Source organism: Frateuria sp. sgz306004 (assembly GCF_057750885.1).
The window spans coordinates 63485-78639 of record NZ_JBYLFE010000003.1; the positions used below are offsets into that span (position 1 = coordinate 63485).

13 protein-coding genes are annotated in these 15155 nt (G+C 64.5%); 10 read left to right on the forward strand and 3 right to left on the reverse strand.

Going from position 1 to position 15155, the window contains the following annotated elements:
• Positions 1-45: 45 nt before the first annotated feature.
• Positions 46-2811, reverse strand: coding sequence for an ATP-binding protein (locus tag AC3G2C_RS06535; protein ID WP_488383822.1), 2766 nt, complete (start codon positions 2809-2811; stop codon positions 46-48).
• Positions 2812-3010: 199 nt separating this feature from the next.
• Here AC3G2C_RS06535 and AC3G2C_RS06540 point away from each other — a divergent pair, with 199 nt between their 5' ends.
• The 4 genes from AC3G2C_RS06540 to AC3G2C_RS06555 all read left to right on the forward strand — a co-directional run bounded on the left by AC3G2C_RS06540 (position 3011) and on the right by AC3G2C_RS06555 (position 6099).
• Entirely contained in the window at positions 3011-3640 is a 630-nt protein-coding gene (locus AC3G2C_RS06540) for a response regulator (protein WP_488383823.1), read from the forward strand.
• A gap of 415 nt (positions 3641-4055) precedes the next feature.
• Positions 4056-4316 carry a GlsB/YeaQ/YmgE family stress response membrane protein gene (locus AC3G2C_RS06545; protein WP_488383824.1) on the forward strand — a complete coding sequence of 87 codons (261 nt, stop codon included), beginning with the start codon at positions 4056-4058 and terminating at the stop codon, positions 4314-4316.
• A gap of 20 nt (positions 4317-4336) precedes the next feature.
• Positions 4337-4780 (forward strand): SRPBCC family protein, encoded by a 444-nt coding sequence (locus AC3G2C_RS06550; RefSeq protein WP_488383825.1) that lies wholly within the window; start codon positions 4337-4339, stop codon positions 4778-4780.
• A gap of 203 nt (positions 4781-4983) precedes the next feature.
• A complete protein-coding gene (locus AC3G2C_RS06555) occupies positions 4984-6099 on the forward strand; it encodes a GGDEF domain-containing protein (protein WP_488383826.1) in 1116 nt (371 codons plus the stop codon).
• 68 nt (positions 6100-6167) lie between these two features.
• Here AC3G2C_RS06555 and rho read toward each other — a convergent pair whose 3' ends face one another.
• Positions 6168-7949, reverse strand: coding sequence for a transcription termination factor Rho (gene rho / locus AC3G2C_RS06560; RefSeq protein WP_488383827.1), 1782 nt, complete (start codon positions 7947-7949; stop codon positions 6168-6170).
• 151 nt (positions 7950-8100) lie between these two features.
• The gene (gene trxA / locus AC3G2C_RS06565) at positions 8101-8427 is read right to left on the reverse strand and encodes a thioredoxin TrxA (RefSeq protein ID WP_488383828.1); all 327 of its coding nucleotides are present in this window, start codon (positions 8425-8427) and stop codon (positions 8101-8103) included.
• Positions 8428-8880: 453 nt separating this feature from the next.
• Between trxA and rhlB the strand changes: the two genes are divergently transcribed.
• From rhlB to rpoH, 6 genes are all read left to right on the forward strand, one after another.
• Complete coding sequence (gene rhlB, locus AC3G2C_RS06570; RefSeq protein ID WP_488383829.1) at positions 8881-10596, forward strand: ATP-dependent RNA helicase RhlB; 1716 nt, start codon at positions 8881-8883, stop codon at positions 10594-10596.
• Positions 10597-10718: 122 nt separating this feature from the next.
• On the forward strand, positions 10719-11396 hold the full coding sequence (gene ftsE / locus AC3G2C_RS06575; protein ID WP_488383830.1) for a cell division ATP-binding protein FtsE: 678 nt from the start codon (positions 10719-10721) through the stop codon (positions 11394-11396).
• 20 nt (positions 11397-11416) lie between these two features.
• Positions 11417-12379 (forward strand): permease-like cell division protein FtsX, encoded by a 963-nt coding sequence (gene ftsX / locus AC3G2C_RS06580; protein ID WP_488384271.1) that lies wholly within the window; start codon positions 11417-11419, stop codon positions 12377-12379.
• Between the two features lie 134 nt (positions 12380-12513).
• Positions 12514-13356: a response regulator gene (locus AC3G2C_RS06585; protein WP_488383831.1), complete on the forward strand. Its 843-nt coding sequence runs from the start codon at positions 12514-12516 to the stop codon at positions 13354-13356.
• A complete protein-coding gene (ung, locus tag AC3G2C_RS06590) occupies positions 13353-14054 on the forward strand; it encodes a uracil-DNA glycosylase (RefSeq protein ID WP_488383832.1) in 702 nt (233 codons plus the stop codon). Before AC3G2C_RS06585 ends, ung begins: the two co-directional genes overlap by 4 nt.
• 185 nt (positions 14055-14239) lie before the next feature.
• A complete protein-coding gene (gene rpoH / locus AC3G2C_RS06595) occupies positions 14240-15097 on the forward strand; it encodes an RNA polymerase sigma factor RpoH (protein ID WP_488383833.1) in 858 nt (285 codons plus the stop codon).
• The last annotated feature ends 58 nt before the right edge of the window (positions 15098-15155 follow it).

The window sequence follows — 15155 nt, forward strand, 5'->3', positions numbered from 1 at the left end:
TCACATGTCTAGGGGGCTCGATCTGGGTTTGGAGCCTGGGGCCGTTCAGCGCAGGTCGGCCAACCACCGCTCGAGCCGGTCGGCGAAGCCGGCGAGTTCGGGCAGGGTTTGCTCGGCCTGGGCCGGGTCGTGCAGGGCATCGAACAGGTATTGACCCTCCGCCAGCAGGGGCGGCTCGGCGAAAAGGGGTAGTACGCCGAGCAGGCGGTGCATGCATTGGGTGGCGGCGGGGAGATCCCGCCGCGCCGCATGCTGGCGTAGTTGTTCCAGGTCGGCCTCGCTGGCGTCGGCGAACAAGAGGCGGAGCTCTTCGGCCGCCTCGCCTTCTCGGTTCTCCGGAGCAGCAGGCGATAGCGCCGGTAGCCAATGGCTGAGTTTTTCGCTGAGCGCGGCCAATTGCAGCGGCTTGCTCAGTACATCGTCGATACCGGCCTGCGTGGCGCGCAAGGCTTCGCTGCTCAGCGCATTGGCGGTCATCAGCAGAATGGGTAGATGAGCGCCGCTGCCGGTGGCGGCCTCGCGCGAGCGCCAGGACTGCGCCAGTTCGTAACCACTCATCTGCGGCATGTTGCCGTCGGTGAGCAACAGGGCGTAGTCGCCACCAGAGAGAGCCTCCAGGGCGTCGTGCCCGTTGTCGACGATGTCGCAGCTCAGGCCCAGCAGGGCAAGTTGGCGAGCAATCAAGCGTTGGCTCACGGGGTGATCTTCCGCGACTAGCACGTAGCCACTCAGCGCTGGCAGGGAGAGCATGGCGTCCGCCTCGCTTGCGACGGTGGCTTCGCTGTCGTCCAGTTCGAGGGCGCGCAGGCAGGCGCGCAGCAAGGCCCGCCAGCGGAGCGGATGTGCCTCCAACGGTACGGTGCCGGTGGCGTTTGGGGTCATCACGGCGTCGATGACATACACCACATGCGACTCGATGCCAGCGGCGTTGTCGGGTGCATTCGCATCGACGAAAAGCAGGCTGGCTGCCATGCCGGGGCGCAGCGGCTGGCCCGGGGCGACGCATTCCACCGTGAGGCCGGCTGCGCGAAGCTGTGCCTCCAGGTCGGCCGCGGTCGACGTCGACGCGAGGCGCACGATGGCATGACGACCGTGCAAGGCGCTGGGTGCGTTGGCTTCTCGCGCTACTACGGGCAGTCGCACGTTCACCGACACGGTGGTTCCTACGCCCATTTCGCTGCTCAAGGAAATCTCGCCATCCATCAGCGTCACGAGTTGGCTGGAGATGGCCAGCCCCAAGCCCGTGCCGCCATAGCGGCGGCTGGTGGAGCTTTCCGCCTGCGCGAAAGGCTTGAACAGGGTGGCCTGTTTGTCCGCTGGAATGCCTATGCCGGTATCGGTGACGCTCAGGCTCAACTGCTGGTGCGTGCCGCTGTCGCCGGTGACCGTCAAGCGGACGGTGACGCTGCCACGCTCGGTGAACTTGATGGCATTGTTGAGCAGGTTGATCAGGATCTGGCGCAGCCGCATGCTGTCGCCGCGCCATTGCCCGGCCACATCGGCGCCAACCGATACCCGCAGAGCGATGCCTTTGTTGCGTGCCGTGGTGGCCATGGGGGCCACGGCCTGGTCGAGCCAGGCACGTACCTCGAAGGGTTGTGGATCCAGGCGAAGGTCGCCGGCTTCGAGCTTGGAGAAGTCCAAGATGTCGTTGAGGATCTGCAGCAATGCCGCGCCGGAATCCTCGACGGAGCGCAACAGTTCGCGCTGTTCCGCATCAAGGGGCGTGCGACCCAGCAGCTCCAGCATACCCAGCACGCCATTCATGGGCGTGCGGATTTCGTGGCTCATGTTCGCAAGGAAATCGGCCTTGGCCTTGGATGCACGTTCGGCGACGTCGCGCGCGGTGCGCAACGCTTCGTTCTGCCCGTGCTGTTCGGTGATGTCGATGAAATAGCCCAGCAAGCGCCAGCCGCCTGCGGTGATGGGCAAGGTGGCGACCGTGGCGCGGACCCAGCGCGGGCCGATTTGGCCAAAAGCGCGAAAATCCAGCGTGCGCAGCGCCGTGCCCTTGCCAGGCTCATCGAACAGGCGATCAAAGGCGAGCTGATCAGCCGGGTGGACTCGTTCGCGCAAGGCCTTCTGCTGGAAGTGCCCGGTGGTCTCGCGCAGCGCTTCCACATCGAGTTGAAACAGGGCGCGGGTATCGCCAGTGGCAAAGCGCAGCGCGAGCGGACCGGCGGCGTCGGCCTGCATGGCCAGTGCCACGATGGGCACGTGGCCGGCAATATCGGCCAGTTGTTGCTCGGTCTGGCGTGCGTCGCGCTCCGCATCGCGAAACTCGCTGATATCCAGCAAGGCGACGGTGTAGCCGCGCGGCTGTGTGCCGTCATGGAGCGCGCGTATCCACACCTGGGCGTCGCGCACCCTGCCATCGGGTGCGGTGACCCGCATTTCCTGCCGAAAGTCAGCGCCGTCCAGCACGCTCGACTTCGCCGCGGCGAAGGTTTGGCTGCGCAAGACATCACGGATGACTGTCTCCACCGCGGAGAGTGGCGCGCTGGCCCGATTGCGTCGTTTAACCTGCCCATCCAGGTCCAGCAGCAGCACTGGAAAAGGCAGTGCATCCAGTGTCCCTTGCTGCATCGCCTGTTGTGCTCGGCCTTGCTCGGCGAGTTGGCGGTTCTTGCGTAACTGAGCTTGTAGAAACCAGGCGAGCGCCAGGGCGGCGACGGCGGTAAGCATCAAAAGGCCGGTGATGGCCAGCGCCATGGGCGTGAGCGCGACCGCTTCGTTGTCGAACCATGGCCATGCAGCCAGCGCCAAGGCCCCCCGATGTTCGGTGCGGAGCGAGCATGAGAACGGTGGCATTAAGGTATCGATGCGCATCATGCGATGCCGCGCGTGGCGGGGCCTGGAGTCCGGTCATGGTGAAGTCCGGCGTTCATGCTACCTTTGCATTGCGCCGGTCACAAACACGATTTGTCTGTCAAGTGGGCAAGCAGTGATTCACGCGCAGGGCGTCAGCATATTTTGGCTGTAAGTAAGTGGCAGTCGTAGTGGGGGCGGTGTGCGGATCGTAATCTCCGATGATCATCCGGTAGTCCTGATGGGGCTGAAGGCCTCGTTGCGCGAGTACGGCCACGACCTTTCGGTCGTCGGCGAAGCCCGCAACGGGCAGATGCTGCTGGAGACGCTGGCGCATACACCGTGCGACCTGCTCATTACGGATTTCTCCATGCCGGCGGACCAGGAGGGTTACGACGGCCTCTCCTTGCTGCAGATGTTGCGCGACCGTTACCCGGACATGCCCATCCTGGTGCTGACCATGCTGCGCAATCCGGCGTTGGTGCAAACCATGATCGGTGTAGGCGTGCGCGGCGTGGTGGACAAAATGGCGATAGCGAAGGAGCTGGTGCTCGCCATCGACACGATACGCGCCGGTCGAAGCTATCTCAGCGAACGCATGCGCCGCCAGATTGCGGGCATGTACCCCAATGGCGACGAGCCCGTGGTATCGCGTCGCGAAGTCGAAGTGATCCGCCTGCTGGCGCAAGGCTTGACCGTATCGGAAATCGCGCGGCGATTGGAGCGCAGCGTGAAGACCATCAGCCAGCAGAAGCGCGATGCCATGCGCAAGCTCAACCTGGAAAGCGACAAGCAGCTCTACGACTACGCGCGGACCATTGGTTTGCTATGAGTTCGCAGGTCACCCGTGGGGCGGCCTGGTGACTTCGGTAGGAACATTCTGATTCCACTGTGGCGCAATAACCCGTCAAATGCACGCCAAGGCCGTGTGGGAAGCGGCGCAGCTTAGAACTGCGCACTTCATTGACCACATCAAGGTTTCCCGCATGACATGGATGGCATGTGTCGGCGAGTACGCTGGCGACAAACCGTTGTAACCCCTGATCGGTTTGTCGGGATTCAAGTCGACCTCCTGAAGTGCCATCCGCCGGCGTGCCGGCAGTAGCGGCAGGTGGATGGCAGTACGCGCCGGCAAGGCGCGCCGCCGCGCGATGCCGCGTCGGATTTTGCTTGGATGTCATAAGGGCGCAACGGCGAGGCATGCCTCGCCGTTGCGATCGACGATCGCAAACGGGAGAGGGCAATCCATGGCGGAGCACAGCCTACTGGTATGGCTGCTGATCGGCGCGCTGGCCGGTTGGCTCGCTGGCATGTTGGTGCGCGGCAGCGGTTACGGCGTGTTGATCGACGTCTTGATCGGCGTGCTCGGGGCGAGCCTGGGTGGTTGGTTGTCTCATCAACTGGGGTTGAGCGCCGGTAGCGGCTTCATCGCTTCCTTGCTGGTGGCCACGCTCGGCGCCGTGCTGCTGCTGGCGACCATGCGTGCGTTCCAGCAATTGATGCGCTGATCGGGCGTCGTCGTTGATTCATGACTCTGCGTTGCAGTCAGAGCAGCTTCATGCCGCGCCCACCGTCGCAGGTGTTCGCGGTGTTGGACGATTTGTCCGGCGCCCACCAGTGGCTGGAGAGCTGCATTCGCATGCAGAAATGCGCGCAAGGGGATAATGCTGTCGGTGATGGATTGCGCTGGTTCTATCAGGGGCGCTGGCGTCACGATGTCTTGCCCGGCCGTATCGTGGCACGGGACCCGGGCGAACGCTTGGCCTGCGAGTACGCCAGTCGCCATGCGCGCATCGGCATCGACTTTGTGCTTCGGCATCACGGCGAGGGCACCTACCTCACCCATACACTGCAATTCGCGCCCAATGGCTGGCTGGGTCATCTGGCGGCACCGTGGATGCGGCGCGCGTTGGCGCAGCGGTCTTCCGCCACTCTGGTAGCCCTGCGTCGCTGTCTGTTGATGCCCGGTTAGCGCAAGAGGCGCATCCCCTCAGTCGGATTTTTCCGATTCATCCGCGGCATCGTTGCGCGCAACATGTGCCTCGGTGGCCGATGCCTTGCGTGTTTTGCAATGGCATGGATCGCCTGGATGGTCTCCGGCGATCCGCGTATTCGCCGTTGGTTTGCCGATCCCGCTGCAGTGCGTGGACGCGCGCCGGGTTCGAGGAAACGGTCATGAAGCGTAATTTGCGAAAGTTGTGGCGCGGCCTGTCTCGGGCGCGAACCGTGGTGACCATGCCGCATGCGCGTCGCCATGTGCTCGTGCGGCAGCCTTGGCATGAGCATGAGCACACGGATGTTGTGCCGGTGTCATCGACTCGCGCGCGCTCCGTGGTTGCCGAACATGTCGCCTTGACTGCAGCTGATCTGAATCTGTTCTCCGGTCCGCTGGCAAAGGCCTTGCAGCATCTGTTCGACGCCATTCCTGTTGCGCTGGGTGTGTTCGATCGCGCGGGGGTGTACCTGGCGGCGAACAACCATTACGCCTCCATCCACGGACTCACGCCGCAGGCGCTGGTAGGCGGTTGCGTATCCGACTATTTGCCCGATTCAGATGCCCAGTTACGCGAGGATCTTGCGCGTTTCGACGGCGGAATCGACAGCATCGAGCGAGAGGTGGAGTGCCACGGTCGTTGTTACCTGCTCGCCTTGCAACCGGTACGCGACGGGCAGGGGTGGGTTCAGGGCGTGGCCTCGGTGCTCGTGGACATCACCATGCGAAAACGCGAAGAGGATGCGCTGGATCGGGCCCGACGCCATTGGCAGTTCCACGCCAGTCATGACCATCTCACCGGGTTGCCCAATCGCCGCCGCATCGACGAAGTATTGCTGGCGGAGGTTGGCCGTTGCGCACGCGCCGGCACGCCTTTGTCGGTGCTGATGTTGGATGTGGATTACTTCAAAAAGTACAACGACGCCGCCGGGCACCAGCGCGGCGACGAGTGCCTGCGCAGCATCGCCCTGCAATTGCAGGCGCGCATGCGTCGGCACGGCGACTTGGTGGGGCGATATGGTGGTGAGGAGTTCATCGCGATCCTGCCCGGCACGGACAGCGTAGGCGCGATGCAGGTGGCGCAAGGTGTGCTGGACGACGTGCGTGCCTTGGGCATCGAACACCCGGCCAGCCCGCATCGCCGCGTCACCATGAGTATCGGGGTGGCGACGCTGGAGGATAACGTGGGGCCTGCATCGCGTCGTTGCGACGTGTTACTGGGCTACGCCGACCGCGCGCTCTATGCAGCCAAAGCGGCCGGCCGCAATACGTTGCGCAAGCATCCGCCGCACCCTTGACCGGCGGTGTCCCATGAACGACCAAGGCCGCCCGGAGGCGGCCTTGGTGGTGTTCGAACAAAGCGCGATCAGCGCTTCATCGAATTGAAGAACTCGTCGTTGGACTTGGTGTTCTTCATTTTGTCGAGCATGAACTCCATGGCGGCCAGCTCGTCCATCGGATGCAGCAGCTTGCGCAGAATCCAGATCTTGGAGAGCAGATCCGGTTCGATCAACAGATCTTCGCGGCGGGTGCCGGAGCGGTTGATATCGATGGCCGGGTACACGCGCTTTTCGGAGATACGGCGGCTCAGGTGCACTTCCATGTTGCCGGTGCCCTTGAACTCTTCGTAGATCACCTCGTCCATCTTGCTGCCGGTGTCGGTCAGCGCGGTGGCGATGATGGTGAGGCTACCGCCTTCCTCCACGTTGCGCGCCGCGCCGAAGAAGCGCTTGGGACGCTGCAGCGCGTTGGCGTCGACACCACCGGTGAGCACCTTGCCAGAGCTCGGCACCACGGTGTTGTAGGCACGGGCCAAGCGGGTGATGGAGTCGAGCAGGATCACCACATCTTTCTTGTGCTCGACCAGGCGCTTGGCGCGCTCGATCACCATCTCGGCAACCTGCACGTGGCGCACGGCCGGCTCGTCGAAGGTGGAGGAGATCACTTCCGCGCGCACGGTACGGGCGATTTCCGTCACTTCTTCCGGGCGTTCGTCGATCAGCAACATGATCAGGTGAACGTCGGGGTGGTTGTACTGGATGGCCTGGGCGACGTTCTGCAGCATCATCGTCTTACCCGACTTCGGCTGCGACACGATCAGGCCACGCTGGCCGCGACCCACCGGCGCTACCAGGTCGAGGATGCGGCCGGTGATGTCTTCGGTGGAGCCGTTGCCGCGCTCGAGCTTGAACGCCTTGCGCGGGAACAGCGGCGTCAGGTTCTCGAACAGCATCTTGTTCTTCGACGCCTCCGGCGGATCGCCGTTGATGTCGTCGACCTTGAGCATAGCGAAGTAACGCTCGCCTTCCTTCGGGTGACGCACGCGTCCGGTGATGTAGTCGCCGGTGCGCAGGTTGAAGCGGCGGATCTGGCTGGGCGACACATAGATGTCGTCCGGGCCAGCCAGGTAGGACTCGTCGGCCGAGCGCAGGAAGCCGAAGCCGTCCTGCAGGATTTCCAGCACACCTTCGGCCCAGATGCCGCCGCCAGAGCGGGCGTGTGCCTTGAGGATGGAGAAGATCACGTCCTGCTTGCGGGCGCGAGCGACGCCTTCCTGGATGCCCAGCGATTCGGCGAATTCCAGCAACTGGATCGCGTTCTTGCGCTTGAGCTCGGTCAGGTTGATCAGGCGATCGTTGCTGCCGGCATCGGCGAACTCGTCGTCCACCGGCAGGCCGTTGTTATTGCGCGAATAGTTGCCGCCACCACCGCCGCCGCCTTGGCCGCGCTGTTGGTTGCGTTCGTGCCGGCGGCGTCGACCGCGACCGTCACGGTCGTTGCGATTGTTGAAGCCCTGGTTGCCATTACCACCCTGTGCAGACTGGCCGCCTTCGCGAGCCTCCTGCGGTGCGCGCTGGCCACCATCGCCTTGCGATGGCGCAGAGGATTCGGCGGCGGGCGCGGGTGCGGTGGACTCGGCCGGTGGGGCCGCACGTTCAGCACGCTCGGCACGCTCTGGGCGCTCGATCGGCGGAAGCGGTGGCATGTCTAGCTGGGCCTGCTTTTCCACCTTGCTTTCGGCAGCGGCGGCCGCAGCGGCGGCAGCGGCTGCGGAGGAGCGGCGTGGAGCGCGCGTGCGGGGTTCAGCCACAGGCTTCGCGTCGGCGCTCTTGGCGTCGTTGGTTTCTTTGCTTTCGATATCGGACACGGGCAAACCTCTGCGGGGCGCCGTTAGGTGACAGGAGGGAAGAAGTGCTGCGCGGACGGCGCGGGGGACAAGACTGTCCCGACGGACACTGGGAATCTAGCACCCGCTCCGCGGCGACGTAAAGCGCCGCGGATGGGGTCATTCAAAAAAGTTAGATGGCCTTGTCGATCATCTGGGCCAGCTGGCCCTTGCTGACGGCACCGATCTGGGTGGCCTCGACCTTGCCGTTCTTGAACACCATCAAGGTCGGGATGCCGCGCACGCCGTAGGTGCGGGGCGTCTTCTGGTTGTGGTCGATATTGATCTTGGCGATGCGCAGCTTGCCCTCGTATTGCTGGGCCAGCTCGTCCAGGATTGGGGCAATGGCCTTGCAGGGGCCACACCATTCAGCCCAGAAATCCAGCAGCACCGGGGTATCGGAATTGAGCACTTCCTGCTCAAAGGCGTCGTCGCTTACATGGGTAATCAGGTCGCTCACCGGGGTCTCCGAAGGTAGGCGGGATCAGGGTTTTACGACCACGCGCCCAGCATCGGCTACACTGGGGCGCCCATGAAGCGCGGGTCGTTCCTTTAGAAGAAGGCTGATGCCGTTGCGGCAGGCCTCCATTCCAGCGTAACTCGGGGCGCGATTCAAGCGATTCAAGGGCGGCCGTCGGTGGTTCCGTTGACATAGGTGAAAGGTTTTTTCTTTAGGAACAGGGCGTTAGTCGCCTCAGTCCTTTGACCTATGCCAGCGGAGCTGCCGGGAAATGTCGCTCCCTCCGGCGCCAGCCCGGGATACGTGCACGTCGGCACTCGCAATGCCCTATGAGATTGCGTCTGCCCCCACGTGCCGGTGCCGCGCCGACCATCCACCCGCTCCCGCGCGTCTTTAGCGCCGGCGAGCCGGGCGACCCATCGATGGTCGCCCGTTCGACGAATTCCCACTTCAATGTCCCAAACCGTACTCACCGATACTTTCTTCACCAACTTCGATCTCCACCCGCTGCTGCAAAAAGGCCTCGACGAGGCGGGCTTTACCCGCTGCACGCCGATCCAGGCGCTGACCCTGCCGGTCGCGCTCATCGGCCGTGACGTGGCGGGCCAGGCCCAGACCGGCACCGGCAAGACCTGCGCCTTCCTGGTGGCCATGATGAACCGCCTGCTCACCACGCCCGCCGTGGCCGAGCGCAAGGACAGCGACCCGCGCGCCCTGGTGATCGCCCCCACGCGCGAGCTGGCCATCCAGATCGAAAAGGACGCCAAGGCCATCGGCCGCTACACCGGTCTGCGCAGCGCGCTGATCTACGGCGGCGTCGATTACGACAAGCAGCGCCAGCAGCTCAAGGATGGTTGCGACATTATCATCGCCACGCCGGGCCGCCTGCTCGATTACTACAAGCAGCACGTGTTCAGCCTCGACGCCGTCGAAGTGATGGTGATCGACGAAGCCGATCGCATGTTCGACCTGGGCTTCATCAAGGACGTGCGCTTCATCTTCCGCCGCCTGCCGGCGCGCGAGCAGCGCCAGGTACTGCTGTTCTCCGCCACGCTGAGCCATCGCGTGCTGGAGCTGGCCTACGAGCACATGCACAACGCCGAGAAGCTTGAGGTGGAGACGGACAACGTCACCGCCGATCGCGTGCGTCAGGTCGTGTACTTCCCGGCCAAGGAAGAAAAAATGCCGCTGCTGCTCAACCTGCTTGAGCGTACCAGCCCCACCCGCAGCATCATCTTCGTCAACACCAAGGCCGCGGCCGAGAAGATCACTGATCGCCTCAAGCGCCAGGGCTACCGCGTGGGCGCGCTCTCGGGCGACGTGCCCCAGCTCAAGCGCCAGAAGTTGTTGCAGCGCTTCCAGGAAGGCCAGCTCGACATCTTGGTGTGCACCGACGTCGCTGCACGCGGCCTGCACATTCCGGCCGTGAGCCACGTGTTCAATTTCGACCTGCCGCAGGACGCCGAAGACTACGTGCATCGCATCGGCCGTACCGCACGTCTGGGCGCCGAGGGTGACGCCATCAGCTTCGCCTGCGACCTGTACGCGATGAGCCTGCCCGATATCGAGAGCTACATCGGCCAGCGCATTCCGGTGGCCACCATCGAGCAGGACATGCTGGTGATGCCCAAGCCGCGCGAGCAGGACGCCCAGTACATGGCCGACGTGGCTGCCGACAGCGCCGCCTTTGGCGACAAGGTCGAAAGCCGCGAGAAGAAAGAGGGTGGCCCCTCCCGTCGCCGTTCGGGCGGCCGCAGCGGCGATCGTCCGCAGGGTGACAAGCCGCGCGAGCCTCGTGAGGCTCGCAAGCCGCGTAGCCAAGCCAGCAGCGAGGTCGCCGCGCCCGTCGATGTCGTGGCGAATGGCGAAGGCGCGCCCGCTCAGGGCGAGGCCGGCGACGCTGCCACGCGCAAGCGTCGCCGCCGTCGCGGTGGTCGCAATCGTCGCCGTGAAGGCGAGGTGGCCGCTACCGGCAGCACGCCCAATGCCGCACCCGAGGGCAATCGCCCAGCACGTGGCGAGCGTCGCCCCGCGCATGAGCGCGGTGGCAACGAGCACGCGCGCCCGTCGCGGCATGTGGCTATTACCTCGGGCAAGGGGGCTGAGCCCGCCGCGCCCAAGAAGGAAGGCTTCTTCCGTCGCCTGAGCCGGTTCTTCACCGGTCGCTGAGTGCATCGTTAGCCTTAAAGGCTGTCGTGGGCTGAACCCCGGCAGCCTTATTGGGAAAGATGCCCCTGACCTTCCGGCGTGCATCCCTTATCCTTGTCGGCATCCGGGATCGGGGACACGCGGTGATCCGCTTCGACCAAGTCAGCAAACGCTATGAAGGTGGCCATGAGGCCTTGTCGCAACTTTCCTTCGAAGTGGCGGCGGGCGAGATGGCCTTTGTCACCGGCCACTCCGGCGCCGGCAAGAGCACCCTGCTCAAACTACTGGGCTTGATCGAGCGCCCGTCGCACGGTGTTGTCACGTTGGACGGGCAGAACCTGGCCAAGGTAAGTCGCGCGGGCATTCCCAAGCTGCGCCGTCGCGTGGGCATGGTGTTTCAGGATCACCGCCTGCTGATGGACCGCACCGTATTCGCCAACGTTGAACTGCCGTTGATGATCGGCGGCATGGCGCCTGCCGAGCGCGCCAAGCGTGTGCGCGCCGCGCTGGAAAAGGTGGGCCTGTTGGCCTACGAGCGCCAGTTGCCCGCCACACTCTCCGCCGGCGAACAACAGCGCGTGGGCATCGCCCGCGCCATCGTCGCCAAGCCAACGCTGCTGATTGCGGACGAACCGACCGGCAATCTCGATCCCACCTTGGCGGTGGAGATCATGAGCCTATTCGCCGAGTTTCAGGGCGTGGGCACCACGGTGTTGGTCGCCAGTCATGACTTGCCGCTGATCAAGCGCATGAAAAAGCGCGTGATCGTGCTCGACCACGGTCGCCTTGTCGCCGACGTGGCCGCCCAGGAGGTGCTGTGACTACCCAGCCCGAATTCCCGATGGAGAGCCCGCTGCTCTCCGACCAATCGCGCGGCATCCGCACGAAGGCCAGGCCGGTGGCGAGCTGGCGCGAGCACCACGGCTGGAGTGCTGCAGCCAGCCTGCGCCGCCTGATGTCGCGCCCCATTGGCACCTTGCTTACGGTAGCCGTCATGGCTATCGCGCTGGCCTTGCCGCTCACCTTCTATCTGCTGCTGGGCAACCTGCAGAAGATGGGCGAGGCGCTGGGTCAGAACCAGACCATCAGCGTATTTCTGCAGCCGGGCCAGAGCGCCGCCGCTGCCGATCTCGCCGCCAAACAGTTGCGCGAGCGCCCAGAAGTGGCTGCGGTAACGGTTAAGACGCCCGACCAGGGTATGGACGAGTTGGCCAAGATGCAGGGCTTCACCGGGGCCTTGCACGCGCTGGACGCCAACCCGTTGCCGTTCGTGCTCGAAGTGCTGCCCAAGCCGGATGCCAGCGCCGACGGTGTGGATCGCCTGGTGAGCGACATGCGGGACATGAAAGGTGTGGATCAGGTGCAGGACGCCGGCAGTTGGCGTCAGCGTCTGGAGGCCCTGCTCGGGGTAGGCCAGCGCGCGGTGCTGATTCTTGCCGGTCTGCTTGGCGTGGCCGTACTGCTGGTGGTCGGTAACACCGTGCGCGTGGACATCGCCAGCCGCAGCGAGGAAATCGGCGTGCTCATGTTGGTGGGTGCCAGCCGCGCATTCGTGCGTCGCCCCTATCTCTATGCCGGCATTTGGTATGGCCTCTTCAGTGGCGTGCTGGCCGCGGGTTTCGCTGTGCTGGTGGAGTTGGCGCTGGCCGACCCGGTAGCTCGCCTGGGCCAGGTGTATGCAGGCAAGCTGCATATCGACGTGCTGCCCGTGTGGCTGCTGGCGGCCGTGCCCGTCGCAGCGGCGGTGCTTGGCTGGTTGGGGGCGCGTCTGGTCAGCGCCTGGCAGTTACGCAAGGCGGCCTGAATCGTGCGGCGCCTCACGCCCTCGCTGGCTGGCTCATGCGAGGGTGACGGGGGCACATCGGCTTCAAGGCGCGGGGAGCTAGCGTCTATACAAGCGCCGTCAGGGATCGCCGGCCAATACGTGGAAAACAGGGGATGAGTGGAAGCTTCAGCAGTCGAGTGATCGGAACCGCGCCTCGGGTGCTGGTGGTGGATGGTTCCAAGGTGGTCCGCCAGCTCATCGCACGCGTTCTCAAGGGCGAGCTGCCCGAATCGGAAGTCGTAGGCGCCGGCACCGCCGCCGAAGCGCGCGAGTTGCTCGAAGGCGGCGCCTTCGACTTCATCACCATTGCCTTGCGCTTGCCTGACGCGGACGGCCTTGAGCTGGCCCGCCACGTGCGCGAGTCCGCCGCCCAGGCGTACGTGCCCATCGTGGTGGTATCCGGTGATGTGGACGATCGCCTGCATAACCGCACGCTCGGCGAACACGTCACTGACTACTTCGACAAGTCACTGGGCTTCCAGGCGTTGGCGGAGTTCATACGCGGCTACGTGCGCCCGCAGGACCACGCCGAAGGCGAAGTGCTCTATGTGGAGGACAGTCGCGTGGTCGCTCTCGCCACGCGTCGCATCCTGGAAAAGCATGGCCTGACTGTTCGCCACGTGATCAGCGCCGAAGACGCGCTGGCGCTGCTGGATACCGCACGTGACCAGGGGCGGGTGGGGGCGGACATCGTGCTCACCGATGTAAGCCTCAAGGGTGAGCTCACCGGTGGCGATCTGCTCGAACGCATCCGCCGCGATTACGGCTACGGCAAGGGTCGCTTGCCGGTGCTGGTGATGACCGGCGACGAGAACCCGGCCAACCAGGCCGCCCTGCTGCGCGCGGGCGCCAACGACCTGGTCGAGAAACCCATCGAGGAAAAGCTGTTGATGACCAAGCTCTTGTTCCAGCTGCGCGTATCGCAGCACCTGCGTGCGCACGACGAAGCCGCATGACCGACGATCGCATCAAACTGGAGCCCTCGTGGAAGGCGCGCATCGGCGATTACCTGGGGCGCCCTGACATGCGGGCGCTCGCCGATTTCCTTCGCGCCGAAAAGCAGGCCGGCAAAGTGATCTACCCACCGGGGCCGGAGATCTTCGCCGCCTTCGACCACACCCCGTTCGATGCCGTGCGCGTGGTGATCCTGGGTCAGGACCCTTACCACGGCCCGAATCAGGCGCACGGCCTGTGCTTCTCCGTGCGCCCCGGCGTGCCCACCCCGCCGTCGCTGCAGAACATCTTCAAGGAGATCCACCGCGACCTGGGTTTCCCCGCGCCGGACCATGGTTGCCTCACCCCCTGGGCCGATCGGGGCGTGCTGCTGCTCAACGCCGTGCTCACCGTGCAACAGGGGCTGGCCGCCTCCCACCAGGGCAAGGGCTGGGAAGGCTTTACCGACGCCGCCATCGACGCCCTGAATCGGGAGCGCGAGGGTCTGGTGTTCATGCTCTGGGGCTCCTACGCCCAGCGTAAGGGCCAGCTTATCGATGGCCGCCGGCATTGCGTTTTGCGCTCGGTGCACCCATCTCCTTTGTCGGCACACCGCGGTTTCATCGGTTGTGGGCACTTTTCGGCGGCCAACCAGTACCTGGAAAGCCGGGGGCTGGCGCCCATCGACTGGTCGCTGCCTCCGCGCGCCGAGCTCGGTTGAACAGGCCGTTCACGGGAGCTGAACCGCTGCCAGCTCATAGTGGCACTTCCCCTGGGGCGCTCGCTGGACGGGTGACTCAAATTCCTGTACTATTCAGTTCATCAAAGGCGCCGGAACTTGCTGGTGCCTTTAGCACTCTCACTATCCGAGTGCTAAGCTGATCCCCTATTCAGGAGGTTCCACACATGTCTCAAGCTTTGGTGACCGCCAACATGCCGGTGCCGAGTGTCGTCGGCAGTCTGGATGCCTATATCTCGGCGGTCCATCGGATTCCGGTGCTCAGCCAAGATGAGGAGCAGGCGCTGTCGCGCCGCTACAACGAAGATGCCGACCTGGCCTCCGCCCGCCAGTTGGTGATGTCGCACCTGCGTTTCGTGGTGCACGTGGCGCGCGGCTACAGCGGCTACGGCCTGCAGATGGCCGACCTGATCCAGGAAGGCAACATCGGCCTGATGAAGGCCGTCAAGCGCTTCGACCCCGACCAGGGCGTGCGTCTGGTGAGCTTCGCCGTGCACTGGATTCGTGCGGAAATGCACGAGTTCATCCTGCGCAACTGGCGCATCGTCAAGGTCGCCACGACCAAGGCGCAGCGCAAGCTGTTCTTCAACCTGCGCAAGAGCAAGAAGCGCCTGGGTTGGATGAATGCCGAGGAGGTGCGCACCGTCGCCCAGGATCTGGGCGTGCCGGAGGCCACCGTGCGCGAGATGGAATCGCGCCTGTCCGGTCGCGACATCGGCTTTGAAGCTCCGGCCGATGCGGACGAAGACGCCAAGCCGGCGCCGGAAGCCTTCCTGATCGACGAGGGTGCGGACCCGTACGAGAACGTGGCCGACGCCGACCAGGCCGACAACCAGCTCGATACCTTGTCGAGTGCGTTGGAGAAGCTGGACGAGCGTTCGCGCGACATCATCCAGCGCCGCTGGCTCAACGAAGAGAAGGCCACGCTGCAGGATCTGGCCGATGAGTACGGCGTCTCCGCCGAGCGCATCCGCCAGGTCGAGGCCAACGCGATGAAGAAGATGCGCAGCCTCTTCGCCGCCTGATTCATGCAAACGGCGTAAACTCCCAACGGCCCCTCACGGGGCCGTTTGGTTTTCTGCG